23 protein-coding genes and 1 riboswitch are annotated in these 25,356 nt (G+C 71.4%); of the genes, 10 read left to right on the plus strand and 13 right to left on the minus strand.

From position 1 onward, the window contains the following. Positions 1-244 precede the first annotated feature (244 nt). The 4 genes from gcvP to LPW41_RS11310 form a co-directional block, all read right to left on the minus strand. Positions 245-3,124: an aminomethyl-transferring glycine dehydrogenase gene (gene gcvP / locus LPW41_RS11295; RefSeq protein ID WP_230704854.1), complete on the minus strand. Its 2,880-nt coding sequence runs from the start codon at positions 3,122-3,124 to the stop codon at positions 245-247. After that, the gene (gene gcvH, locus LPW41_RS11300; protein ID WP_230704855.1) at positions 3,121-3,495 is read right to left on the minus strand and encodes a glycine cleavage system protein GcvH; all 375 of its coding nucleotides are present in this window, start codon (positions 3,493-3,495) and stop codon (positions 3,121-3,123) included. The genes gcvP and gcvH overlap by 4 nt, the downstream gene beginning before the upstream one ends. After that, positions 3,492-4,784, minus strand: coding sequence for a glycine cleavage system aminomethyltransferase GcvT (locus LPW41_RS11305; protein WP_230704856.1), 1,293 nt, complete (start codon positions 4,782-4,784; stop codon positions 3,492-3,494). The genes gcvH and LPW41_RS11305 overlap by 4 nt, the downstream gene beginning before the upstream one ends. 154 nt (positions 4,785-4,938) lie before the next feature. Next, positions 4,939-5,033, minus strand: a riboswitch (glycine riboswitch). A 103-nt stretch (positions 5,034-5,136) separates the two neighbouring features. Further along, the gene (locus LPW41_RS11310; RefSeq protein ID WP_230704857.1) at positions 5,137-6,312 is read right to left on the minus strand and encodes a MarP family serine protease; all 1,176 of its coding nucleotides are present in this window, start codon (positions 6,310-6,312) and stop codon (positions 5,137-5,139) included. Between the two features lie 258 nt (positions 6,313-6,570). Between LPW41_RS11310 and LPW41_RS11315 the strand changes: the two genes are divergently transcribed. The 6 genes from LPW41_RS11315 to LPW41_RS11340 are packed head-to-tail and all read left to right on the plus strand — an operon-like array spanning position 6,571 to position 13,034. After that, entirely contained in the window at positions 6,571-7,296 is a 726-nt protein-coding gene (locus tag LPW41_RS11315) for an NUDIX domain-containing protein (RefSeq protein WP_230704858.1), read from the plus strand. A gap of 12 nt (positions 7,297-7,308) precedes the next feature. Beyond that, positions 7,309-8,640, plus strand: coding sequence for a quinolinate synthase NadA (nadA, locus tag LPW41_RS11320; protein WP_230704859.1), 1,332 nt, complete (start codon positions 7,309-7,311; stop codon positions 8,638-8,640). Continuing rightward, entirely contained in the window at positions 8,637-10,163 is a 1,527-nt protein-coding gene (gene nadB, locus LPW41_RS11325) for an L-aspartate oxidase (RefSeq protein WP_230704860.1), read from the plus strand. Before nadA ends, nadB begins: the two co-directional genes overlap by 4 nt. Beyond that, entirely contained in the window at positions 10,157-11,014 is an 858-nt protein-coding gene (nadC, locus tag LPW41_RS11330) for a carboxylating nicotinate-nucleotide diphosphorylase (protein WP_230704861.1), read from the plus strand. Before nadB ends, nadC begins: the two co-directional genes overlap by 7 nt. Further along, positions 11,011-12,141 (plus strand): cysteine desulfurase family protein, encoded by a 1,131-nt coding sequence (locus LPW41_RS11335; RefSeq protein WP_308071716.1) that lies wholly within the window; start codon positions 11,011-11,013, stop codon positions 12,139-12,141. Before nadC ends, LPW41_RS11335 begins: the two co-directional genes overlap by 4 nt. Further along, entirely contained in the window at positions 12,138-13,034 is an 897-nt protein-coding gene (locus LPW41_RS11340; RefSeq protein WP_230704862.1) for a glycosyltransferase family 2 protein, read from the plus strand. The genes LPW41_RS11335 and LPW41_RS11340 overlap by 4 nt, the downstream gene beginning before the upstream one ends. Positions 13,035-13,307: 273 nt before the next feature. On the opposite strand, the gene LPW41_RS11345 is transcribed toward LPW41_RS11340, so the two are convergent. Beyond that, on the minus strand, positions 13,308-15,245 hold the full coding sequence (locus LPW41_RS11345) for an ABC transporter ATP-binding protein (RefSeq protein ID WP_230704945.1): 1,938 nt from the start codon (positions 15,243-15,245) through the stop codon (positions 13,308-13,310). Between the two features lie 208 nt (positions 15,246-15,453). On the opposite strand from LPW41_RS11345, the gene LPW41_RS11350 reads away from it, so the two are divergent. Beyond that, positions 15,454-16,947 carry an MDR family MFS transporter gene (locus LPW41_RS11350; protein ID WP_230704863.1) on the plus strand — a complete coding sequence of 498 codons (1,494 nt, stop codon included), beginning with the start codon at positions 15,454-15,456 and terminating at the stop codon, positions 16,945-16,947. Positions 16,948-17,224: 277 nt separating this feature from the next. Here LPW41_RS11350 and LPW41_RS11355 read toward each other — a convergent pair whose 3' ends face one another. Beyond that, positions 17,225-17,362: a hypothetical protein gene (locus LPW41_RS11355; protein WP_230704864.1), complete on the minus strand. Its 138-nt coding sequence runs from the start codon at positions 17,360-17,362 to the stop codon at positions 17,225-17,227. A 146-nt stretch (positions 17,363-17,508) separates the two neighbouring features. Between LPW41_RS11355 and LPW41_RS11360 the strand changes: the two genes are divergently transcribed. Then, on the plus strand, positions 17,509-18,057 hold the full coding sequence (locus LPW41_RS11360) for a type 1 glutamine amidotransferase domain-containing protein (RefSeq protein ID WP_144835217.1): 549 nt from the start codon (positions 17,509-17,511) through the stop codon (positions 18,055-18,057). 249 nt (positions 18,058-18,306) lie between these two features. Here the strand turns inward: LPW41_RS11360 and LPW41_RS11365 are convergent, their stop codons facing one another. Further along, positions 18,307-19,122, minus strand: coding sequence for a DNA-formamidopyrimidine glycosylase family protein (locus LPW41_RS11365; protein ID WP_230704865.1), 816 nt, complete (start codon positions 19,120-19,122; stop codon positions 18,307-18,309). 13 nt (positions 19,123-19,135) lie between these two features. Then, positions 19,136-20,551 carry a flotillin family protein gene (locus LPW41_RS11370; RefSeq protein ID WP_144835222.1) on the minus strand — a complete coding sequence of 472 codons (1,416 nt, stop codon included), beginning with the start codon at positions 20,549-20,551 and terminating at the stop codon, positions 19,136-19,138. Between the two features lie 173 nt (positions 20,552-20,724). Between LPW41_RS11370 and LPW41_RS11375 the strand changes: the two genes are divergently transcribed. After that, entirely contained in the window at positions 20,725-21,135 is a 411-nt protein-coding gene (locus LPW41_RS11375; protein WP_144835224.1) for a glucose-6-phosphate dehydrogenase, read from the plus strand. 58 nt (positions 21,136-21,193) lie between these two features. On the opposite strand, the gene LPW41_RS11380 is transcribed toward LPW41_RS11375, so the two are convergent. Further along, positions 21,194-22,162, minus strand: a complete 969-nt coding sequence (locus LPW41_RS11380) for an aldose 1-epimerase family protein (protein ID WP_230704866.1) — start codon at positions 22,160-22,162, stop codon at positions 21,194-21,196. Positions 22,163-22,303: 141 nt separating this feature from the next. Continuing rightward, the gene (locus LPW41_RS11385; RefSeq protein WP_074697048.1) at positions 22,304-22,474 is read right to left on the minus strand and encodes a CsbD family protein; all 171 of its coding nucleotides are present in this window, start codon (positions 22,472-22,474) and stop codon (positions 22,304-22,306) included. A gap of 172 nt (positions 22,475-22,646) precedes the next feature. Between LPW41_RS11385 and LPW41_RS11390 the strand changes: the two genes are divergently transcribed. Next, positions 22,647-23,963, plus strand: a complete 1,317-nt coding sequence (locus tag LPW41_RS11390) for a D-alanyl-D-alanine carboxypeptidase family protein (protein WP_230704867.1) — start codon at positions 22,647-22,649, stop codon at positions 23,961-23,963. A gap of 25 nt (positions 23,964-23,988) precedes the next feature. On the opposite strand, the gene LPW41_RS11395 is transcribed toward LPW41_RS11390, so the two are convergent. The 3 genes from LPW41_RS11395 to LPW41_RS11405 form a co-directional block, all read right to left on the minus strand. Beyond that, positions 23,989-24,153 carry a hypothetical protein gene (locus LPW41_RS11395; RefSeq protein WP_230704868.1) on the minus strand — a complete coding sequence of 55 codons (165 nt, stop codon included), beginning with the start codon at positions 24,151-24,153 and terminating at the stop codon, positions 23,989-23,991. A gap of 116 nt (positions 24,154-24,269) precedes the next feature. Further along, positions 24,270-24,698: a hypothetical protein gene (locus LPW41_RS11400; protein ID WP_230704869.1), complete on the minus strand. Its 429-nt coding sequence runs from the start codon at positions 24,696-24,698 to the stop codon at positions 24,270-24,272. Further along, positions 24,682-25,215, minus strand: a complete 534-nt coding sequence (locus tag LPW41_RS11405) for an RNA polymerase sigma factor (protein ID WP_144835231.1) — start codon at positions 25,213-25,215, stop codon at positions 24,682-24,684. The genes LPW41_RS11400 and LPW41_RS11405 overlap by 17 nt, the downstream gene beginning before the upstream one ends. Between the last annotated feature and the right edge of the window lie 141 nt (positions 25,216-25,356).

Below are 25,356 nucleotides of genomic sequence, written 5' to 3' on the forward strand. Positions count from 1 at the left end.
CCGGCAGCGCGGCGCGGTACCTCGCGGGGCGGTACCTCGCGGCGCGGTACCTCGCGGGGCGGTACCTCGCGGCCGACAGCCTCGCCGCCAGCACGCGCGAAACTGCAAGTCGCTGACAAACCCCCGTCAAGCTGCAACAGAGTTGTCAGCGAGATGCAGTCTCGCGAAATGAACGGGCCCGCCGAGCCCTGCCGACCCCGCGCCGCGCCGACCCCGGATGCCGGGAGCCGACGCCGCGCGCGGGTCAGGCGAACGCCTCCGGAGGCGGGCACGAGCAGACCAGGTTGCGGTCTCCGTAGGCCTGGTCGATGCGGCGCACCGGGGGCCAGTACTTGCCGCGGATCAGCGAGCGCACCGGGTACACCGCGGTCTCGCGCGAGTACGGGTGCTCCCACTCGCCCACCACGACCGTCTCGGCGGTGTGCGGGGCGTTGACCAGCGGGTTGTCGTCGGCGGGCCACTCCCCCGCCGCGACCGCGAGGGCCTCAAGCTTGATCGCGATCATGGCATCCACGAAGCGGTCGAGCTCGGCGAGGTCTTCGCTCTCGGTCGGCTCCACCATCAGGGTGCCGGCGACCGGGAACGACATCGTCGGGGCGTGGAAGCCGTAGTCGATGAGGCGCTTCGCGACGTCGTCGACGGTGACGCCGGTCTGCTCCTTGAGCGGACGCAGGTCGAGGATGCACTCGTGCGCGACGAGTCCGCCCTCACCGGCGTACAGCACCGGGTAGTGCTCGCGCAGGCGCGTGGCGATGTAGTTGGCCGAGAGCACCGCCGCGGCGGTGGCCTGCCGCAGCCCCTCGGCGCCCATCATGCGTACGTACGCCCACGAGATCGGCAGGATGCCGGCGGAGCCGTGCGGAGCGGCCGAGACCGGTCCCCCGTCGAACACGCCACCGGCGTGATCCGCGCGCTGCGAGAACGGGTGCGAGGGCAGGTACGGCGCGAGGTGCGCCTTCGCCGCGACCGGACCCACACCGGGTCCGCCGCCGCCGTGCGGGATCGCGAACGTCTTGTGCAGGTTGAGGTGCGAGACGTCGCCGCCCAGGTCGCCGAAGCGGGCGAAGCCGAGCAGCGCGTTGAGGTTGGCGCCGTCGACGTACACCTGTCCGCCGGCGTCGTGCACGGCCTGCGTGATCTCGAGCACGTCGTGCTCGTACACCCCGTGGGTCGAGGGGTACGTGATCATCAGGGCCGACAGCTCGGCCGCGTGCTGCGCGATCTTCGCGCGCAGGTCGCCGAGGTCGACGTTGCCGGCCTCGTCGCACGCGACGACGACGACCTTCATGCCCGCGAGGATCGCCGAGGCGGCGTTCGTGCCGTGCGCCGACGACGGAATGAGGCACACGGTACGCTCGGTGTCGCCGTTGGCGAGGTGGTAGCCGCGGATCGCGAGGAGCCCCGCGAGCTCGCCCTGTGAACCCGCGTTCGGCTGCAGCGAGACGGCGTCGTAGCCGGTCACCTCGGCCAGCCAGCGCTCGAGCTGCTCGATCATCTCGAGGTAGCCGTGCACGTCGGCCTCAGGGGCGAAGGGGTGCACGCGCGAGAACTCCGGCCACGACACCGCCGCCATCTCGGTGGCCGCGTTGAGCTTCATCGTGCACGAGCCCAGCGGGATCATGCCGCGGTCGAGCGCGTAGTCGCGGTCGGCGAGGGTCTTGAGGTACCGCATCATCGCCGTCTCGCTGCGGTGCGCGTGGAAGACGGGGTGCGTGAGGAACTCGTCGTCGCGGTGCAGGGCCGCATCGATCCCGCGCAGCGCCTCGCCTTCGGGGAGCGTCTCCGTTGCGAGGCCGAAGGCGTCGAGGATGGCCGAGACATCGGCATCCGTCGTCGTCTCATCGACCGAGACGCCCACCGTCGCGTCGTCGACCCAGAGCAGCTGGTAGCCGCGCTCGCGGGCGCGGTCGATCACGTCTTGCGCGCGCCCGGGCACGTGCACGCGCACGGTGTCGAAGAAGGCGTCGCTCGCGAGCGTCAGATCGGAGGAGCGCAGGGCGGATGCCAGGGCGTCGGCCTTGCGCGCGACCTGCGTCGCGATCGCGCGGAGCCCGTCGGGCCCGTGGTACACCGCGTACATCGCCGCCATCACGGCCAGCAGCACCTGGGCGGTGCAGATGTTCGAGGTCGCCTTCTCGCGACGGATGTGCTGCTCGCGCGTCTGCAACGACAGCCGGTACGCGGGGGCGCCGACGGCATCCTGCGACACGCCGACCAAGCGGCCGGGCAGCTGACGCTCGAGGCCCGCACGCACGGCCATGTAGCCGGCGTGGGGTCCGCCGAAGCCGAGGGGCACGCCGAAGCGCTGGGTCGTGCCCACCGCGACGTCGGCGCCGAGCGAGCCGGGCGAGCGCAGCAGGGTCAACGCGAGCAGGTCGGCGGCGGCCACGACGAGACCACCCGCGGCGTGCACCGCCTCGGCGACCGCCGAGAAGTCCCAGATGCGACCGGTCGCGCCGGGGTACTGCACGAACGCGCCGAACGCCTCGGGCACCTCCCCCTCGAACGAGGTCTCGAGAATGCGGATGCCGACGGCCGCGGCGCGGTGGTGCAGCAGCGCCTTGGTCTGCGGCAGCGCGTCGACATCGACCAGGAAGAGGGCGGTCTTCGCCTTCGACGCGCGGCGGGCGACGAGCATGCCCTCGACGACCGCGGTGGACTCGTCGAGCATCGACGCGTTCGCCGTGGCGAGGCCGGTCAGGTCGGTCACCATCGTCTGAAAGTTGATGAGCGCCTCGAGCCGGCCCTGCGAGATTTCGGGCTGGTACGGCGTGTACGCGGTGTACCACGACGGGTTCTCGAGGACGTTGCGCGCGATCACCGACGGCGTGAAGGTGTCGTAGTAGCCGAGACCGATCATCGGGCGGGCGGAGCGGTTGGCGGATGCCAGCTCGCGCAGTTCCGCCAGGGCCTCGGCCTCGGTGGCCGCGGTCGGGATCGCGCTGGTGGCGCGGGCCTGCACGTGGATCGAGGCCGGGACGGCCGTCTCGACGAGTGCCTCGACACTGTCGTAGCCGACGACCTCGAGCATGTGCGCCTGGGCGTCGGGGCCGATGCCGATGTGGCGGTCCGTGAAGGCGGCGGGGGTGCCCGCGTCCGTGCGGGGAGGAAGGAGAGTGCTCATGCGGTGAGGTCCTCGTAGGCGGCGCGGTCGAGCAGGTCGGAGGGAAGGTCGCCCTCGACGCGGATTTTGATGAGCCACCCGCCGGCGAACGGCTCGGCGTTCACCAGCGAGGGGTCGTCGACCACGGCGTCGTTGACCTCGACGACCGTGCCGTTGAGCGGCGCGTAGAGCTCGCCGACCGACTTGGTCGACTCGATCTCGCCGCAGACGTCGCCGGCCGAGACGGCCGAGTCGGCGCCGGGCAGCTCGATGAAGACGACGTCGCCGAGCTTGTCAGCGGCGAAGTCGGTGATGCCGACGGTGGCGATGTCGCCCTCGAGGGCGATCCACTCGTGCTCGGAGGTGTAGCTGAGGGCGGTGAGGTCGGTCATGCGTTTCTCCGATAAAAGGGAAGGGCGGTGACGGTCGCGGGGATGCGGGTTCCGCGCACGTCGATGGACAGTTCGGTTCCGATGGCGGATGCCGCGGGCGCGACGAACGCCATGGCCACGGGGTGGCCGAGAGTGGGGCTGAGGGCGCCGCTGGTGATCTCGCCGACGGTGTCGTCGCCATGCAGCACGGCATAGCCGGCGCGGCCCGCGCGGCGGCCCTCCGAGACGAGACCGACGAGCACGGGGGCGTCGGCGGGACCGGACGACAGGCCGTCCTTTCCGACGAACGCCTCTTTGTCGACGGCGACGACGCGGCCGAGACCCGCCTGCGCGGGGACGATGTCGCGCGAGAGCTCGTGGCCGTACAGCGGCATGCCGGCCTCGAGGCGCAGGGTGTCGCGCGCGGCGAGACCGCACGGAACGAGGCCGCGGTCGGCGCCGGCGGCGAGCGCGGCGTCCCACAGGTCCGCCGCCTGCGCGGTGGGGATCATGAGCTCGTAGCCGTCTTCGCCGGTGTACCCGGTGCGGGCGACGAACAGGGGCGCGCCGTCGAAAGTGCCGTCGGTCCAGGCGTAGTAGCCGAGCTCATCGAGAGCGGTGCCGGTGATCTCGACGCCCGGGGTGGAGCTCAGGATGCCGCGGGCTTCGGGGCCCTGCAGGGCGATGAGGGCGTAATCGTCGGTGACGTCGGCGACCGCGAGGGTTCCGCGAGCGCCGGTCGCTGAGCCTGTCGAAGCGTCCGACGCGGGGACAGCGGTCGCGAGGGTTCCGCGAGCGCCGGTCGCTGAGCCTGTCGAAGCGTCCGACGCGGGGACAGCTGTTGCGAGGGTTCCGCCAGCGCCGGTCGCTGAGCCTATCGAAGCGTCCGACGCGGGGACCCACGTGCGCTGCGCCAGGTCGAACGCCGCCGCCACGGCATCCCGATTGCCGGCATTGGAGATGACGAGGAAGCTCTGCTCCCCCAAGCGGTAGACGATGACGTCGTCGACGATGCCGCCGCTCTCGGCGAGCACGAGCGAGTACTTCGCCTTGCCGATCTTCATGGTCGACAGGCGCCCGGCGAGCACGTAGTCGAGGAACGCGGCCGCCGCGTCGCCCTCGACGTGGAACTCGGCCATGTGCGAGATGTCGAACAGCCCCGCGGCTTCGCGCACGGCGCGGTGCTCGGCGAGGTCGGAGGTGTAGCGCACGGGCATGTTCCAGCCGCCGAAGTCGGTGAACGAGGCGCCGAGGGCCTCGTGCCGATCGTTCAGCGGGGACGTGCGCGGTGGAGCGGGGGTTTCGGTCATGAGTTCTGCCGTTCGCGATGACGGACAGACGCCGGGCGGCGCCTGAAGAACTCCCCCTCTGTCATGGGCCTGAGAGTTTCACCGCGCGATTCGCGCGGCTTTCACCGTCGGCGGGCTCGGGGACGTGGCATCCCGAACCTCTTTCCAGAGTGGCCCGATCGACGCGGTACGCGTACCTGAGAGATTGGCGGGGAGGCTTGCTCCTTCGGTGCCCGGCTGCGTTCGCCGGAGCTCTCCCGCATCGATCATGGGGCCGGTGTGGACTTGTGGGGTCAGCCTAGCGGAGCACCGGCGCACCGCGGGAGACGCACAGAGGTTGCCCTGGTCGGCGGGCCGCCGGACTCGTGCGCGATCAGTCCCGCGTGCAGGTGCCGGATGCCACGGGCGTCGACAACGCGTCGATCTGGGCCATCACCGGCTCGAGCTCGGCGGGGGTCATGGCGTAGCCGACGTTGTCGTCGGTGTCGGAGCGGGCGAACACGATGCCCGCGACCTGGCCGTCGGTGGTGAGCAGCGGGCCGCCGGAGTTGCCGGGTCGCACGATGCCGGCGATCGCGTAGATGTCGCGGGGTGCGGAGCTGTCGTCGTAGATGTCGGGGACCGGCACGGTTCCCTCCGAGATCACCTGCGCGCTGCCCGAGGTGAACGGACCGCCACCGGGGTAGCCCTGCACGACGGCAGGAGAACCGACGGCGAGCGCCGACGAGATCGGCAGGGCCCGCGCATCGAGCTGGTCGACCGAGACCACGGCGATGTCGTCGATGGGGTCGAAGTAGACCACGCGGCCTTCGCGCGCCGGCTGGCCGGGCAGTTCGACCAGGGGCGCGTCGACGCCTGCGACCACGTGCGCGTTGGTGACCACGCGGTCGTCGGCCACGACGAAACCGGAGCCGCTCGAGGTGACACCGCAGGCGTAAGCCGTGCCCGAGACGCGGGCGACCGACTGCGCGGCCTGCGTGAGCGCGGGGTCGTCGAGCGCGATCGAGGGCGTGGTGGGGACGGGGCCGATCTGGATGAGGTCGGGGAAGCGCGGGATCCCCCCGGCGAACACCTGACCGCGCAGGTCGCCGAGAGCGGTGCGCACCGGCGGCGGGGTGAGGTCGTCGATCGTGCGGACGACGACAGAGGAGCCGAGGGCCGCCGACACGACCGGCAAGCCCACGGGGGTGAGCGCGCCGGCGACGAACGAGATGACCAGACTGGCCGCGGCGACGTTGACCACCCCGCCGAGCAGCCGCTCGGGAACACGCAGCTTGATGCGATCCGCGCCCCGGCGGAAGAAGCTGCCGACGCTGCCGCCGAGGAAGGCTCCGAGGAACAGCAGGAGGGTGCCCGCGGCGATCATCGCCGGCCCACGCCACGAGGGATCGGTGACCCATTGCCCGACGAACGGCGTCGCCCAGTACGCGGCGAGCGCGCCGAGCGCGAGGCCGGCGAAGAAGCCGATGGTGGCGAGGAAGCCCCGCGAGAGGCCTGAAACGAGCGCGATCGCCAGAAGGACGATCAGGGCGATGTCGACGATCGGCATCCGGACCTCCTGAATCCCTTCGAGGCTAGGACGCGCATCTGAGAGAACCCTTTCGACGCGCGGGGCCGGCGCGGCCGGGCGGTGCGGCCGGGCGGAGCTGCTGTGTCCCCCTCTCGCCGTTCGGGGCGGATCCCGCCGTTCGGGGCGGCAATTTCGCGCCCCGAACGACGGGGTGCGCCCCAAACCGTATGCGTCCGCCGCGCGATTCGCCCTTCGAGTCGGAATGACACTAAGATCGTTCCCGGAGATATGGTCACCATGACACGAACCCCTCAGTCCGAGTCCCGCGACGCCGATGTGCGCGTCGCGGTGTCGACCGTGATCTTCAGCGTGCGCCGTGACGCCGACGACGAACCGGTCCTCTCACTCCCCCTGGTGCGCCGCACGCGCGACCCCTTCGACAGGCGGTGGGCGCTGCCCGGCGGCTGGCTCGACGCGACCGAAGAGCTCGATGCCGCGGCATCCCGAACCCTCGCTGAAACCACCGGCCTCACCCCCAGCTACCTCGAGCAGCTGTATGCGTTCGGGGCCGTGGACCGCTCCCCCACCCGGGTGGTGTCGATCGTGTACTGGGCGCTGCTGCGCTCCGACGAAGTCGACGCCCAGGTGGCCGCGCACGCCCGCGAGGGCGACGCCCCCGAGAACGTCGAGTGGTTCGACGCGACCGACCTGCCGACCCTCGCCTTCGACCACAACGACATCGTCGAGTACACGCTGTGGCGCCTGCGCAACAAGGTCGGCTACAGCCGCATTGCTCACGGCCTGCTGCCCGATGAGTTCACGCTCGCCGACCTGCGCGAAGTGACCGAGTCGATCCTCGGCAAGCGCCTCGACCCGGCGAACTTCCGCCGCCAGGTCGACACGTCCGACACCCTCATCCCGACCGAGCGCTTCCGCACCGGAAGCCACCGACCCGCCCGCCTCTACCGCTACAACCGCGACGTGGAGCTCGCCGACCGCGGCCCGCTCCCGTCCCGTCACTGATCGGAAACGCCCATGTCCGCCACGCCTCTCACCCTGCAGCCCCGCCCCGCGATCGACCCCAGCGTCGATCACGCGATCCAGGCGATCGTCTCGGGCGCCTCGACCGATGCGACCTGCACGACCGACCTCGCCGTCGGCCCCTGGGACTTCGACACGCGCCCCGGGTACGGCCCGGGCTCGTCGATGGGCGATGTCATCCCCACGGGGGCGCCGCGACAAGGCGAGTTGCCGCAGGAGTACCGCGACGCGTCCGACGACGAGCTCGACGCCCGCGTCCGCGCAGCGAAGCAGACGCTCGGCGACCGGGTGGTCGTGCTCGGGCACTTCTACCAGCGCGAAGAGGTCGTGCGTCACGCCGACTACGTGGGCGACTCGTTCCAGCTCGCGAACGCCGCGAAGGAGCGCCCCGAGGCCGAGGCGATCGTGTTCTGCGGCGTGCACTTCATGGCCGAGACCGCCGACCTGCTGTCGCGCCCCGACCAGGCCGTGATCCTGCCGAACCTGGCCGCGGGCTGCTCGATGGCCGACATGGCCGACATCGACCAGGTCGAGGAGTGCTGGGAGCAGCTCGAAGACGTGCTCGGCGACCTCGAGAACCCGGATTCCGAGGGCCTGGTCCCCGTGATCCCGGTGACCTACATGAACTCCTCCGCCGCCATCAAGGGTTTCGTCGGGCGTCACGGCGGCATCGTCTGCACCTCGTCGAACGCGCGGACGGTGCTGGAGTGGGCGTTCGCGCGCGGTCGTCGCGTGCTGTTCTTCCCCGATCAGCACCTGGGCCGCAACACCGCCAAAGCGATGGGCGTGCCCCTCGAGCAGATGCCGATGTGGAACCCGCGCAAGCCGCTCGGCGGCTCGACGGCCGATGTGATCGAAGACAGCCGCGTGATCCTCTGGCACGGATTCTGCTCGGTGCACCGCCGTTTCACCGTCGACCAGATCGACAAGGCCCGCGCCGAGCACCCCGGCGTGCGCGTGATCGTGCACCCCGAGTGCCCGATGGACGTGGTCGACGCCGCCGACGAAGCGGGATCGACCGACATCATCCGCAAGGCCATCGCCGCGGCGACCGAGCCCACGACTTTCGCGATCGGCACCGAGATCAACCTCGTGCAGCGCCTGGCCGCACAGTACCCGCAGCACGAGATCTTCTGCCTCGACCCGGTGGTGTGCCCCTGCTCGACGATGTATCGCATCCACCCCGGCTACCTGGCCTGGGTGCTCGAGTCGCTCGTCGCGGGCGAGGTCGTCAACCGCATCACGGTACCGGCGGACGTCGCAGCGCCTGCGACCGTCGCCCTCGAGCGCATGCTCGCGGCCAAGCCGAACGGCGCGGTGAAATGACCACCGTCGTCGTGGTGGGCAGCGGCATCGCCGGTCTCACGGCGGCGCTGCACGCGGCCGAGAGCGGATGCCACGTCACGGTCGTGACCAAGGGCGCACTGCCCGACACCAACACGCGGTGGGCGCAGGGCGGGATCGCGGCGGTCACCTCCCCCGCTGACACCGTGGCCTCGCACGCCGCCGACACGCTGACCGCCGGCGCGGGACTGAATGATCCGGATGCCGTGGACGTGCTCGTCGGCGAGGGTCCGGCCCGTATCTCGGAGCTCGTCGAGCGCGGCGTGGACTTCGATCGCGCCGCCGACGGCGACTTCTCGCGGGGGCTGGAGGCGGCTCACGCCGTGGCACGCGTCCTGCACGCGGGCGGCGACGCGACGGGAGCGGCGATCCAGGCCGCTCTCGGCGATGCGGTCCGGGACTCGGGGATCGAGCTGCGCGAACACGCGCTGCTGCGCGACCTGGTCATCGCCGACGGCCGCGTCGTCGGCATCCAGCTCGACGGCGGCGAGCGCCTCGCCGCCGACGCGGTGATCCTCGCCACCGGCGGGGCGGGTCAGCTCTACGCCCACACCACCAACCCGTTGGGCGCGACCGCCGACGGCATCGCCGCGGCGATCCGCGCCGGCGCGGCCGTGGCTGACCTCGAGTTCGTGCAATTCCACCCGACGGCCCTCGCCGTGGGCGCGCCGTTCCTCGTATCGGAGGCCGTGCGCGGAGAGGGCGCGACCCTCGTCGACGACGCCGGCCGCCGCTTCGCGTTCGACGCCCACCCCGACGGCGAGCTCGCCCCGCGCGACGTCGTGGCCCGCGCCAACGCGCGCGCGATGGCCGCGCAGGGCGGTCGCCCCGTTCGGCTCGATGCCACCGCGATCGGCGGCGAGCGCCTCGCGCAGCGCTTCCCCACGATCGACGCCGCGGTGCGCGAGCGGGGTCTCGACTGGGGCCGCGAGCCGATCCCGGTGACCCCCGCCGCGCACTACCTGATGGGCGGGGTCGTCACCGACCTCGACGGGCGCACGACGGTGCCCGGGCTCTACGCGGTCGGCGAGACCGCCCGCACGGGCGTGCACGGAGCCAACCGCCTGGCCTCGAACTCCCTGCTCGAGGGCGCCGTGTTCGGTGCGCGCGCCGGCGAGGCGGTGGCCCGCGACGTGGCTTGGCCCGTTGCACCCGTCGCGCCCGTCCCCCTTCGGGAGGTTCCGGATGCCGCGGCCCCGCCCTTCACGCGTGCAGCACTTCAGCAGCTGATGTGGACCGATGCGGGGCTCATGCGCGATGCCGCGGGACTCACCCGGGCCGCCGGCATCCTGGCCGCGTGGCGCGGAGGCTCCGAAGCCCTGGACGTCGAAGACGCCAACCTCCTCCTCGTCGCCTCGCACGTGGTCGACGCGGCGCTGCGGCGCACGGCATCCGTGGGTGCGCACTTCCGTTCCGACGCCGCCACGCCCACCCCCGCCGTCGATGCCCCCGCGGCCGACGCCGCGGCATCCGCCCCCTCCCCCTCGAAGGTCCTCGCATGCTGAGCCGCTCCGCCATCGACCGTGTCGTCACCGCCGCTCTCGAAGAAGATGCCCCGTGGGGCGACCTCACGAGCGAGACGCTCATCCCCGAGAACGCCGTCGCCCGCGCGGAGCTCGTCGCGCGCGTCGAGGGCGTCTTCAGCGGCGCCGCGGTGTTCGCCGCCGCCTTCACCCTGACCGACCCCTCGACCTCCGTCGAGCAGCTCGTCGTCGACGGCGAGCGCTTCGCCCCCGGTGACACACTCGCGGTGGTCACCGGTCCCGCCCGCGCGGTGCTGACCGCCGAGCGCATCGGGCTCAACTTCGTGCAGCGCATGTCGGGCATCGCGACCCTCACCGCCCGCTACGTCGCCAAGGTCGCGCACACCGGCGCGCGCATCGTCGACACGCGCAAGACCACGCCCGGCCTCCGCGCGATCGAGCGACAGGCCGTGCGCGACGGCGGCGGTCACAACCACCGTTTCTCACTGTCGGATGCCGTGATGGCCAAAGACAACCACCTCGCCGTGCTCACCGCTCAGGGACTGTCGGTGACGCAGGCCCTCGAGAGCGCGATCGCGCGGCTCCCCCACACCACTCACGTCGAGGTCGAGGTCGACCGCCTCGAGCAGATCGACGCGGTGCTCGCGGCCGGGGTCGGCACGATCATGCTCGACAACTTCTCGCTCGACGACCTGCGCACCGGGGTCGCCCGCATCGCCGGCGCCGCGCAGGTCGAGGCCTCCGGGGGCGTCACACTCGAGACCGTCCGCGCGATCGCCGAGACCGGCGTCGACGTCATCTCGGTCGGAGCGCTCACGCACTCGGCATCCGCCCTCGACCTCGGGCTCGACATCCGCATCGAGACGGCGTGAGCCTCTACCTCGACAACGCCGCCACCACCCCCGTGCGCCCCGAGGTGCTCGAGGCCATGACCCCGTACCTCACCCGCTACTTCGGCAACCCGTCGAGCCATCACGAGGTGGGTGAGGCCGCGGCATCCGCCCTCGACGACGCCCGCCGTCGCGTCGCCGCCGTGCTGGGCATGCGTCCCGGAGACGTGCTGTTCACCTCGGGCGGCACCGAGTCGAACAACGCCGCGATCAAGGGGATCGTGCTCGGCTCGGGGCGCCGGCATCTCGTGACCACGGCGATCGAGCACGAATCGGTGCTCGCCTCGGCCGACTACCTGCAGCGCCTGCACGGCGTCGAGGTCACCCACGCGCCCGTCGACGACACCGGAACCCTGACCCCCGAGGCGCTCGCCGCAGCGCTGCGCGACGATACGGCCCTCGTGTCGGTCGGCTACGCCAACAACGAGATCGGCACGGTGCAAAACGTCGCGGCGCTCGCCGCCGTCGCACACGCCCGCGGAATGCCCCTGCACCTCGACGCCGTACAGGCCGCGGGGTGGTTGCCGCTGTCGGGGACGGGGGCGGATGCCGTGACCATCGCCGGACACAAGATCGGCGCCCCGAAGGGCACGGGGATCCTCGCCGTGCGCGGACGCCTCCCGTTCGAGCCCCTGCTGCACGGCGGAGGGCAGGAGCGCGGACGCCGCGCGGGCACCCCCGACGTCGCGGGAGCCGTGGGTATCGCGACCGCCCTCACCCTCGCCGAGGCCGAGAGGGCCGAGGAGGCCGCCCGGGTCGGCGCCCTGCGCGACGCCTTCATCGCCCGCGTGCTCGCTCTCGTGCCGACCGCCCGTGTGACGGGTCACCCCACGCATCGCCTCCCCGGCACGGCGAGCTTCGTGTTCCCCGGCACCAACGGCGAGACCGTGCTGCTCGAGTTGGAACGGCACGGCATCGTGTCATCGAGTGGATCCGCGTGCGCGGCGGGCAGCGACGAGGCCTCGCACGTGCTGCTCGCGATCGGCGTCGACCACGACGAGGCCCGCACCGCCGTGCGGTTCACGCTTCCGCACGGCCTCACCGCTTCTCTCGACGACGTGGCGGATGCCGTCGCCGCCGCCGTCACCGCCGTAGGATCGCGCGGGTGAGTTCCACCGCCGTCACCGTCATCGTCCCCGGGTTCGACGTCGCCGAGTACGCGGAGGAGGCCCTCGACTCCCTCCGCGCGCAGACGCACCCGCACTGGACGGCCGTGCTCGTCGACGACGGCTCGACCGACGACACCACCCGCCTGTTCGCCGACGCCGAGGCGGACGACCCGCGCTTCCGCTTCGTGCGCCACGACGAGCAGCGCGGACTCGGCGCCGCCCGCAACTCCGGCCTCGCGCTCGTCGAGACGCCCTACACCGCGTTCCTCGACGCCGACGACGTGATGCGCCCCGACGCCCTCTCGCGCCTGGCCGACACGCTCGACCGCTCCGGCAGCGCCTTCGTCGTGGGGGCGTACGTGCGTCTGCGTCCGGATGCCGAGGGCCCCGGCTACACCGCAGGCGACGTGCAACCGTGGGTGACGGCCGCCACCGACCCGGCGCGCGAGGGCGTCTCGCTGGAGCAGCACCCCGCGGCATCCGGGAACATCGTCGCGTGGTCGAAGCTCAGCCGCACCGACTTCTGGCGCGAGCACGACCTGCGCTTTCCCGAGGGCCGCTACTACGAAGACCAGGTGCTCGCGCAGCGCATGTACACCCTGGCGCCCGCCTTCGACACGATCCCCGACGTGGTGGTCGAGTGGCGCCAGCGGCGCGACGGCGGCTCGATCACGCAACGCCTCGGCGAGGTCGACGTGCTGCGCGACTACCTCGAAGCCCTCGGCGAGGGGATTGCCGTGCTTCGTGCCGCGGGAGCCGATGCGGCCGTGCGCGAACGCGGGGCCCTGATCCGCACGCTGGACCTGCCGCCGCTCGAGCGCCTCGCCGAGACGCACCCCGACCCGGCGTACCGCATCGCGCTCGAGTCGTTCACAGCGATGCTGCCCGGCTGACGCGCGGGCGCAGCGCGGCGGGCGCTGCGGCGCTGCGGGTGCCGCGGCCGCCGGGGTGCCGCGGCCGCCGGGGGTGCCACGGCCGCCGGGGTGCCGCGGCGCTGGGGGTGCCGCGGCCGCCGGGATCGCGAGACTGCATCTCGCTGACATATCCGTTGCAGCCTGACGTCGGGTTGTCAGCGAGATGCAGTCTCACGCGGTCCCCATGAGTGCAGGCACCCGCGGGGGCCCGGCCCCTTCGACAGGCTCAGGGTCCTCCGACGGAACTTCGCGTCAGGCCGGAGCCTCGTCGGCGCGACGCGAGGGAAGGGCCGCGCGGGCGAGACCCGCTGCGTCGAGCTGTTCCTCGGCGAGCACGAACGACGAGGCCAGCTGCTCGGCGGCGAGGCTCGCGTACAGGCCGCCTCGGGCCAGAAGTTCGCTGTGGGTTCCCGATTCGACGATGCGGCCGGCATCCACCACGTGGATCTGATCCGCGCCGATCACCGTCGACAGGCGGTGCGCGATCGACAGGGTCGTACGGCCGCGCGACGCCGTCTCGAGGGCCTCTTGCACGATGCGCTCGGACACGGTGTCGAGGGCGCTCGTGGCCTCGTCGAGCAGCAGCACCGGCGGGTCTTTCAGCAGCACGCGCGCGATGGCGATGCGCTGCTTCTCGCCGCCCGAGAGGCGATAGCCGCGCTCGCCCACGACCGTGTCGTACCCGGCCTCGAACGACGAGATGACGTGGTGGATGTTCGCCGCCCGGCACGCGGCCTCGATCTCGTCGTCGGTCGCGTCGGGGCGGGCGTAGCGGAGGTTTTCGCGAACAGTTGCGTGGAAGAGGTAGGTCTCCTGCGAGACGATGCCGATCTCGTCGATGATCGACGCGCGGTCGAGGGTGCGCACGTCGGCGCCCGAGAACATCACGGCCCCGCCGCTGGCCTCGTACATGCGCGGCGTGAGGTACAGGATCGTCGTCTTACCCGCGCCGGACGGTCCGACGAAGGCGACGTGCTGACCGGGCTCGACCGTGAACGAGACGCCGTCGAGCGTCGGACGCGCCTGTTCGGGGGCGTCGGGGTAGCGGAACTCGACGTCGCGGAACTCGATCCGCCCGACCGGCCCGGGCGCCGCCGACACCGGCTTCGCGTCGGGCACGTCGACGATCGCGGGACGTAGATCGAGGTACTCGAAGATGCGGGCGAACAGCGCCGACGAGGTCTGCACATCGAGGGCCACGCGCATGAGGCCCATGAGGGGCATGAGCAGGCGCGCCTGGACTGTGGTGAACGCCACGATCGTGCCGGCGGTGATCGCTCCGGCGCCTCCGCCGATGAGGTAGCCCGAGACGAGGTAGATGATCGCCGGGACGCTCGACATGATGACCTGGACGACGGCGAAGAAGCCCTGACCGCTCATGGCCCGCCGCACCTGCAGGTGCACCTGGTTGTCGTTCTCGGCGTCGAAGCGCGCCGATTCGGTGCGCTGGCGGTTGAACGACTTCGACAACAGGATGCCGCTGACACTCAGCGTCTCTTGCGTGATCGCCGACAGCTCCGACAGCGACTCCTGCGTCTCGCCGGCGATGCGCGCGCGCACCTGCCCGACGCGGCGCTGCACGAAGATGAGGAACGGCATGAGCGCGATGGCGATGAGGGTCAGGCGCCAATCGATCAGGATCATCGCCACCAGCGAGGCGATCACCGTCACCGCGTTGCCGAGGATGCTCGTGACCGTGTTGGTCAGCACGCCCGAGACCCCGCCGACGTCGTTCTGCAGACGCGACTGGATGACGCCGGTCTTGGTGCGGGTGAAGAAGCCGAGCTCCATCGACTGCAGGTGGTCGAACAGACGGGTGCGCAGGTCGCCGGTCACCCGGTTGCCGACCGTGGCGGTGAGCCACGTCTGGGCGACGTTGAGCCCCGCCGAGAAGAGGAACAGCACGATCATGATGCTGACCAGCGTCGCGAGCAGCCGCAGATCAGGACTCGAGCCGTCGACGGGGAAGAGCGCGTCGTCGAAGATGCGCTGCACGAGCAGCGGAGGGATCACGGCCACGGCGGCGCCGACGACCACCAGCACGGCGGTCCAGACGATGCGCCACCGGTAGGGACGGAAGAGCTCGACCACGCGCCGACCGAGGTTCGCGACCCGCGGCGCCTGCGCGTTGCGGCGCCGCTGCGACTCGGCGTCCACGCCGCGGAACATGCTCCCGCCCATCCCGCCCATGCTCATGCGGGCCAGCCTACGTCCGACCACCGACACCGGCTCGCGAGGCCTCGATGTCGGGGCCTCTCGATAGACTCGGCGCGCCCGCCGCGGCATCCGGAACGAGAAATGTCTCGATGCCGGAATATCCCGCCGGCGGCCGCCGTTGCCTTCCCTGCAGTCGCCCGCGTGGCGCCACGAAGCCCCCCGTCTCGAAAAGGACCTCGTCATGGCCACCACCGGCACCGTCCCCGTCTCCCGGCCGAACTCCGCGCCCGCTTCGGAGGCCCCGTCACACCGCTCCGGCCCGGTGATCGCCCTGCTGGTCGTCGCCGCATTCGTCGTCATCCTCAACGAGACGACGATGTCGGTGGCGCTCCCCGCGATCATGGCCGACTTCGGCGTGAGCGCCGCGACCGGTCAGTGGTTGACCTCGGCGTTCCTGCTGACGATGGCCGTCGTCATCCCCCTGACCGGCTTCCTCCTCGAGCGCTTCCCGATCCGCAACGTCTTCTTCGCCGCGATGGGAGTGTTCGCGGTGGGCACGCTCGTGGCCGCGATCGCACCGGCGTTCGGGGTGCTGCTGGTGGGTCGCATCATCCAGGCGATGGGCACGGGCGTGATGATGCCTCTGCTGTTCACCACCGTGTTGAACCTGGTCCCCGCGAACAAGCGCGGCCGCGTCATGGGCGTCGTCACGATCGTCATCGCCGTCGCACCCGCGGTCGGTCCGACCGTCTCCGGCCTCATCCTGTCCGCGCTCACCTGGCACGCGATCTTCTGGCTCATCCTGCCTATCGCCCTCGTGGCCATCGCGCTCGGCGCTCGGTGGGTCCGCAACGTCACCCAGACCCGCCCCGACGCACGATTCGACGTGCTCTCCGTGATCCTGTCGGCGATCGGCTTCGGCGGTCTGGTCTACGGCCTCAGCGCGATCGGAGAATCGGCATCCGGACATGCGTCCGTTCCGGTGTGGATCCCCCTCGCCGTCGGGGCGGTCTTCGTCACCGTCTTCGTGATCCGTCAGCTGCGCCTGCAGCGCTCGGATGCCGCCCTGCTCGACCTCCGCGTGTTCCAGAGCCCGTCGTTCCGGCTCGCGGTCCCGCTGGTCGCGATCGTCATGGCCGCGCTGTTCGGCTCGCTCATCCTGCTGCCCATCTTCCTGCAGCAGGCGCTCGGCCTCTCCAGCCTCACCGTCGGCCTCATGCTGCTTCCGGGCGGCGTGCTCATGGGTGTCATGGCGCCGATCGTCGGCCGCCTCTTCGACCGTTTCGGGCCGACCCCCCTCGTCATCCCCGGAATGGTCATCGCGGCCGCGGTGTTGTGGACGATGGCACTCACCTTCGACCAGAGCACTCCCATCTGGTGGATCGTCACCGTGTACCTCGGGCTGAATCTCGGACTGGGCCTCGTCTTCACCCCGCTGATGACCTCGGCGCTGGGCTCACTCCCCCGCCGGCTCTACTCGCACGGCAGTGCCGTGGTGGGCACCGCGCAGCAGGTCGCAGGAGCCGCAGGCACCGCTGGCTTCGTCGCGATCATGACCGTGTTCTCGAGCACCGCCCTCGCCGGCGGCGCCGATCAGCCCGGCGCCGTCGCGTCGGGTGTGCACGTGTCGTTCCTCGTCGGCGCGGTCATCGCCACCGCAGCGGTCGTCCTCGCGTGCTTCGTCCGCAAGCCCGCGGAGGCGGAGGAAGCAGGCGCTCCGGTCATCGCGCACTGAGGCGGAACCGAGGCCGCGGCGGAAGAGGCCGGTGAGCGGCTCAGCGCGCAGGGAAGCGGAGCCAGACCGGGCCAGCGCGCTGCTCACCTCGCAGTGAGGCGTATACGAGGCGGGCACAGACCCGTCTCGATGTCGCCCCTGGGATGCGGAAGCGGCGCCGCCAGTACGACGAAAGCGACGCGGGTCGAATAAGGCGTCGCCGCGCGCACGCGAAAGCCGCACCGTCCGCACGAGGGAGCGCGACCCTCCGCGGCTCCGCCGGCGCGTCAGCGCCGGATCAGATCGAGCAGGAACCGCCGCCGCAGCACTGCGAAGCGGAGGGCTTGTCGTCGTCGGTCTCGACAGCGGGTGCATTCAGCAGCGTGATGAGCGGCTTGGATGCGAGGGCCGTGTCGGACGTGGGTTCACCGGACATGCGCTCGATCCTACGCCTGCGCGAGAGCGCGAGGGCCGCCGCGCGGGACTACCGCCGCCCCGCGGCATCCGCAACCCCCGTCTCGCCCACGGCGGCCGTTCCTAGCGTGGTATCACCCCCGATCGACAACAAGAGAGGCGTTCGACATGACCGATCTGAGCGGAAAGCGCATCGCGTTCCTGGCCACCGACGGATTCGAAGACAGCGAGCTCACCAGCCCGTGGGAGGCCGTGACCTCCGCCGGCGCGGAGGCCGTGCTCGTCTCGCCGAACGACGGCAGCATCAGCGGCGAGAAGGGTCACGAGCAGAAGGTCGACCTCTCGGTCTCCGGTGCCTCTGCGGGCGACTTCGATGCCCTCGTGCTCCCCGGCGGCGTGCAGAACGCCGACGACATCCGCATCGTGAAGGACGCCGTGTCGTTCACCCGCGGCTTCTTCGACCAGCACAAGCCGGTCGCTGTCATCTGCCACGGCGGATGGATCCTCACCGAGGCCGACGTGCTGAAGGGCCGCACGCTCACCAGCTACCCGACGCTGCAGACCGACCTGCGCAACGCCGGCGCCACGTGGGTCGACGAAGAGGTGCACGTCGACCAGGGCCTGGTCTCGAGCCGCAACCCCGACGACCTGCCCGCGTTCAACGCGAAGCTCGTCGAAGAGGTCGCCGAGGGGAAGCACTCCGGCCAGACGGCCTGAGCTCCCCCGTTGACGAGGGCCCCGGACTCCGGTCCGGGGCCCTCACTCGCGTGAGGGGTCAAAAAGTGTCGCCGAGGAGTGCGCCAGGCGACACCTTTCGACCCCTCACGCGCGGGAAGACGGGCAGGGGGGGGGGGGGGGGGGGGGGGGGGGGGGGGCGTGCGCCAGGCGACAGTTGTCGACCCCCTCACGCGCGGGAAGACGGGCAGGCGGGGCCGAGGCACGCGCCAGGCGACAGTTCTCCACCCCTCACGCAGAGGAAGACTGGCACGCGGGGCACCACTGCCCGCCGCCCTTGGTGCCGGGGATGTCCTCGACCACGCCGGCGCACCCGGGGCACGGCTCGCCCGTGCGCCCGTGCACCTGCATCGCGGCAACCTTCGCGGCCTTCTGCTCGGCGATCGGCACTCCTCGTCGCGCGAGCACGGCCGCGGTCAGGGTGTCGTGAAGGGCTGCGTGCAGCCGGGTGATCTCGTCGGCGCTCAGGCTCGCCGCATGCGCCGTCGGGTCCAGCCGCGCCGCGAACAGGATCTCGTCGGAGTACGCGTTGCCGATCCCGGCCAGCGTCTCCTGCTCCTGCAGCAGGGCCTTCAGCTGCTTGCGCCGACCGCCGAGCGCGGTCACGAGCATCTCGCGCGAGAACGCCGGGTCCGCGGCATCCGGACCCAGCTTCGCCACCGCGGGCACCTCATCGGCGGCGTCGACCACGTGCAATTGCACCGAGAGCCATTCACCGGCGTCGGTGATGCCCAGGATGCCGTGATCGAACGCGATCCGCGCGATCACCGCGGCCGTGGAGTCGACCGCTGCGGCCCCCGCGTCCTGCCAGGTCGCCCATCCCGCCCGGCCGAAGCCGAGCGCGAGGTGCACCCCGTCGAGGTCGAGGTCGATGTGCTTGCCGAACCGCGTGACTGCGGTCACGCGCCGGCCGATCAGTTCGTCGAGGGGACGGGCACGCGTCTTGAGCGCCCGCCCTTCGACGAGGTCGACCCCGACGACCTCGTGACCGCGGAGGCGCTCGCGCAGGAACGGCGCGAGCGCCTCGACCTCGGGTGCCTCGGGCATGTCGGCGCTGCTCTCAGGCTCCGGGCTCGGATGCCGTGGGGGCGGTCGACGGCGCCGGAGACGCGGGCGTGGTGCCGGTGGCGGCGGGCCGCTGCGTCGACTCGGCGAAGGCGTCGGCCATCGCGCGGCCCTGGATGATCTGCGTCAGGTCGATGCCGGTGGCGGCCTTCACGGCCTCGAACGACGAACGCAGGCCCGTCGCCGACTCGGTCGCGAGGTGACCGCTGGCCCCCTCGCCGCCGAGCACGGTGATGTTCCCGACGCGGTCGTAGCCCTTGGCGAACTCCGCCATCATCGGCACCAGCGACTCGAGGGCGCGCTGGGCCAGCAGGGCCTCCTGGTTGTGCGAGAGGGCCTCGGCCTCGGCGCGGATCGCCTCGGCACGGGCCTCACCGGCGAGGCGCACCGACTGCGCGTCGGCTTCGGCGCGCACGCGCACGGCGGCGGCTTCCTGCTCGGCGATCTGCGCGCGGGCCTGGGCGGCCTTGATCTGCGCGTACGAGTCGGCGTCGGCGTCCTTCTGGCGCTGGTACAGGTCGGCGTCGGCGACGCGGTTGACCTCGGACTCGAGGCGCGCCTGCGTGTTCTGGGCCTCCTGCTCGAGCACCGCCTGGCGGCGCTCGGCGCGGGCGAGGGCTTCGGCCTGCTCGGCCTCGGCGTTGGCGCGGCCGACCTCGGCCTTGGCCGCGGCGCTGTTCTTGTCGAGCTTGGTCTGCTCGATCAGGTTGGCCTCGTCGGTGGCGATCTGGCGGGCGCGGATCTCGCGCACGGCGTTGATGCGGGCGACCTCGGCCTCGCGCTTCACGCGCTCGACCTCGGTGGCACCGAGCGCCGAGATGTAGCCGTTGCTGTCGGTGACGCCCTGGATCTGGAACGAGTCGAGGATGAGGCCCTGCGACGACAGGTCGCCCTTGATGCCCTCGGCGATCTGGTCCGACAGGCGCTGACGATCGCGCATCAGCTCCTCGACGGTCAGCGTCGCGACGACGCCCCGCAGCGCACCCTCGAGCTGCTCGGTCGTGAACTGCTCGATCGCCTTGTCCTGCGAGGCGAAACGCTCGGCCGCGCGACGCACCTGTTCCGGGTCGGACCCGATCTTCACCAGGGCCACACCGCTGACGTTGACCGTGACGCCGTTCGACGACTGCGCGGTGGGCTCCATCTTGATCTGACGGGCCCGCAGCGAGATCATCTCGCCGCGCTGGGTGAGCGGGTTGACGATCGCTCCCCCGCCGGTGATCACCGTGATGCGCGACGACTCACCGTCGGCGCCCTTCTGCCGCTTTCCGACGATGACCAGGGCTTCGTCGGCCTTGGCGACGCGGTACCAGCCGCGGACGACGAGGGCCAGGACCAGGATCACGACGATCGCGACCACCACGACGACGACGGCGATCAGTCCGACTGCTCCGAGAGCGGCGAGTTCCATGCTTCTCCTTCGACGGGTGCCGCCGACGGCAGCACGGGGGAATTGCCTCCAACCTATCCGGGGGGCTCCGGCCGCTGTCCACCCCATCCGCGCACGATCGCGTCCCCCGACGGGCGGCCGGGAGCGTACCGTTGAAGGTGAGGCGGCCCGAACCGCCCGAAGAAGGGTCCCCCATGAAGATCGTCTCGTCGCAGGACTGGCGCGATGCCATCCGCTTCGATGTCCCCGTGCTGGTCGCCGACGTCGTTCCGGGCGAAGCCACCCGCTGCGTCGCGTGCGGTGCCGACGGCCCCCTGTACGACCGCACCGAGCTGTGGGCGGTGAAGCACCAGCACCCCAAGCACCACGGCGGCTTCGTCCGCTTCTACTGTGAGGCGCACAAGCCGGCCGCTCCCCCGCCGCCGCCCGCGCCGACCATCGAGGCCCGACGCGCGCGTGCCGCGTCCGCCCCGAAGGAGCGTCGCACCCCGAGCTCGAAGCCGATGCTGATCACCGACCGCCCGACGCGCACGATGTGCCCCGACTGCTTCGTCGAGGTTTCGGTCGGCGGCGACTGCGGCATGTGCGGCGCCCAGGTCGTCTGACCGCCTGAACGACAGAACCGCCTCGGATCACTCCGGGGCGGTTCTGTCGTTCGGGGGCTCAGCGGGCCGAGACGGTCCAGCCGGCCTCGTGCGAGGCACCAGGGTCGAGCGAGACGACACCGGTGGCGAAGTCGTACGCGTCGTCGTTGAACGCATCGGGCGCGCACGTCATCGGTTCCACGGCGAGACCGGCGCGGTGTCCGGGCGTGCCGGGACCGGCCGGGAGGTCTGCGGTGTGGATCTGCACCCACGGGCAGTCCGTGCCCCAGTTCATGGCCACGCCCGTGCCCGACGGGTCGGTGAGCGTGACGGTCGTGCGGGCGCCGGCATCCGGGATCAGGCCCGTGTAGGCGTGGTCGATCTCGACGGCGCCGAGCACTCGCGGTTCGCGGAAGTCGAATCGCTCGGCGTCGGAGGTGACGGATGCCAGTGCCACCGGCGCCAGACGGTCGGGCGTCACCTCGAGCACGGTGTCGGCCGGCAGACCGAGCGTCCACTCGTCGAGGGTCGCCGGTCCCGCGACGAGGTATGGGTGCGGTCCGGTGCCCCACGGGGCGGGGGTGTCCGACAGGTTCGTGGCTCGCACGGTCTGCGTGAGGCCGTCGGCATCCAGCGAGAACGTCGTCGAGACGACGACCCACCACGGGTAGCCGGCCTGCGCGGTGATCGTGGCGACGAGGGTGACGGAGTCATCGGTCGCCTCGCGCACGTTCCAGTCGACCCACGACAGCAGTCCGTGCAGGGCGTGGCCGCGGTTCGGCTCGGTGAGGGGCAGCTGGTGCTCGACGCCGTCGAAGTGGTGGATGCCGTCGACCACGCGGTTCGGCCACGGCGCGAGCGTCGTGCCGCGGTAGGCGGGACGCAGTTCGTCGGCGGCGAAGGGAACGACCAGGTCGCGCCCCTCGAAGGTGAGGGAGCGGAGGGAAGCGCCCACGCTCGCGATTGCGGCTTCGTAGCCGTGGGCGCGGAGGACGACGGGGGTGCCCGAGACGAGCGTAGGCGTCTCGATGGGAACGACAGCGGTCATGTCGCCATTATCCCGGTCGGTCCCGCTGCGGCCCGCCACGCGGCCACGCCGTGGCGAGAGCCGACATCGTCGGCGCGATGTCGTCCGAAAAGACGAAGTGCCCCCATCCGCGAGGGATGAGGGCACTTCGGGGAGGGCGACTTACTTGAAGGCGTCCTTGACGTTCTCGCCGGCCTGCTTGGCGTGGGCCTTGGTCTGGTCAGCCTGACCTTCGGCCTCGAGGCGCTCGTTGTCCGTCGCCTTGCCAGTGGCTTCCTTCGCCTTGCCAGCGATGTTTTCCGCGGCGTTCTTGATCTTGTCGTCGAGTCCCATGTCGGCTCCTCCCTGTGGTCTTCGGGAATCTCCCGATGTGCGTACACAGTAAGTCGCCGACCTTCACCCGCGAGGGGGGCTTGATATTCATCTCGCCGTGAGGCACTGCGGCGGGTTAGGTTCAGAGAATGCACCGGGGGGAAGCAGCCATCACGATCGTCCGTGACCGCTCATGACCACGTCTCACACGCTCTCGGATTTCGCCGACCTCCTCGATGACGCTCCCCCGGAGCCGACGCCTCCCGGCCCCGCGGGCAAGATCGTCGCCCTGTCGTTCCTCGGGGTGATCCTGCTGCTCCTCGCCGGCTCCGGCGGGTACGTGTGGTGGGCCTCGACGGCGGCGCTGCCCGCTCCCACCGTCACCTCGCAGGCTCCCGCGGTGACCCCCGGGGCAGCCGCGTCCGTGCCCATGCCCGCGGCCGGTGCCGCTCTGCTGCGGGTCGAGGGCGGCGACGCCTTCCTCGGGCCCGACGCCGCGAACGTCTTCGCCTCGACCGGTGGCGACGACTCCCGCTCCATCGCCAGCGTCGCGAAGCTGATCACGGCGCTGGTCGTGCTCGATGCGCACCCGCTCGCGAGCGCTGACGACCCCGGTCCCACGATCTCGTTCACCAAGGCCGACACCGATCTGTACGACCAGTTCTACGTGCAGGACGCCGTCGTCGCCCGCATGCCCGACGGCACGCGCATGTCGCAGCACGACGCGCTGGCGACGATGCTGCTCCCCTCGGCCGCCAACTACGCCGTCGCCCTCGCGCGGTGGGGCTTCGGCTCGGAGGGCGCCTACGTGCAGGCCGCCCGCACGTGGTTGAGCGCGAACGGGTTGACCAACACCCGCATCGTGGATGCCACGGGGCTCGACTCCCGCAACACCAGCACGCCGAGCGATCTGCTCGCCCTCGCGCGTCTCGCCGCGGCGAATCCCGCCGTCGCCGCCATCGCCGCCACCGGCTCGATCGACGTGCCCGGTCCCGGATACGTCACCAACACCAACGACCTGCTCGGCACCCTCGGAGTCACGGGGCTCAAGACCGGCAATCTCGGCGACGGCACGTTCAATCTGCTCTTCACCTCCCGCCTCGACGTCGGCGTCGGCACGCCCCTGCAGATCACCGGAGTGCGCATGGGCGGCGAGACGCACGACAGCACCGACGACGACGTCCGACGCATGCTGGAGGGGGTCGCGGACGGGTTCCACGACGTCACCGTCGGCACGGTCGGCGACACCATCGGCTCGATCTCGACGCCGTGGGGAGCGAAGGCCTCGCTCGTCCTCGCCCAGACGAGCGAGGTGCGCACGTGGTCGGACACCCCGATCGCGGTCGACCTGAAGACCACGACACCGCAGAACTACGCCGACGGCGAGGTCGTGGGCAGCGTCTCGTGGACCGCCGGACCCCGATCGACCTCGTCGAGCGTGAAGATCTCGGGCGCGATCGAGGAGCCGACACTGTGGTGGCGCCTCACCCACCCCGGAGAGCTGGGCTGAGGCGCACGACCCGCGACATCACGGGTCAGACGGCGGGAAGTTCCGCGTGCGCGATGACCGCGTCGCCCGTGTCGCGGAGTTCCATCCGCGCCGCGTCGCCGCGGAGCACCGCCGCATTCATGCGGCACACGATGGGCACGTCCGAACCGAGCACCTCTCCGGCGCTGAACTCCGTGCCGTCGACGCCCACGAACACCAGTTCGTAGGTCGCTCCGACGTCGAGTCCGGACGCCTCGAGGTACGCCTCGGTGCCCTACGTGTGCGCCACGACCTCCGCCGAGACGTCGACGCCGCCGACGTCGTCGCTCACCGCGATCTGCTCGACCGCCCCAGGGTCCCGGGCGGACCGGACGGCACTGTCGAGGTGAACGCACCGGCTCCGCTGACCCCGATGACCACCCCGACGACGAGACACGCCGCGGCGGTCAGCGGCGTGACCCATCGCCGGCGTCGGCGTGCCGCCGCGGCATCCGGAACGAGGTCGACCTTGGGCGAGACCTCGCCGTCGACCGCACCCTGGATCCCCTCCCACAGGTCGTCGGCGTCGCGCGGAGCCGTCCAGGTGAGATCGCCCTGACGCAGGCGCCCGGCGAGCGCCTGCAGCGAGGCGTATTCCTCCGCGCGAGCAGGATCGGCTCGGCGGAGATCGTCGAACTCGGCGCTCTCCGCCGCGGTCAGCTCGCCAGCGAGCGCGGCCGCGGCCAGTTCGGCCCAGTGGTCATCGGGAGTGCGCATCGGGCTCCTCCATCTCTTCGAGGTGCGTCCTGAGGGCGCGGAGTGCGTGGAACGTGCGGGTGCGCCAGGTCGCGACGGGCACGCCCGTGGCATCCGAGAGCTCCTGATAGGTGCGACCGTGCAGGTGGACGGCGACGACGGCGGTGCGGTGCGCCTCCGTGAGGACCGACAGCGCCTCCAGCATGCGCAGACGCTCGAGGGGATCGATCGCCTCCGCCGCGCGGCTCTCGAGCTCGGCGTGATCGCCGATCAGCGGGAGGCGGGCGCGAGCGCGGAGCGCATCGACGATGACGTTGCGCGCGATCGCGAACAACCAGGTGCGCTCGGAGGCGCCCTGGGCGTCGAACCGATCGCGCGCTCGCCACGCGCGGAGAAACGTCTCCTGCACGCAGTCCTCCGCAAGCGGACGGTCTCGGAGGGCGTTGACGGCGAAGCCGAGCAGGGCGTTGGCGTTGTCGTCGAAGGCCCGGCGCAGGTCGAATCCCGCTCCCGCCGGACGTGGCCGAGATGCGTGCATGCGCCTCTCCCTGCTTCGCCCGGTCGACCCCGTCATGCGCGCCGCCCCTCCGAGATTAACGGTCGCCGAAGCGGCGGCCCTGTGAGGTATACGTCGGCGCGGCGGCCCGCGTTCATCGCCGGACGAATTCTCGGCCCCAAT

Source organism: Microbacterium sp. JC 701 (genome assembly GCF_021026215.1).
Lineage (GTDB): Bacteria > Actinomycetota > Actinomycetes > Actinomycetales > Microbacteriaceae > Microbacterium > Microbacterium algihabitans.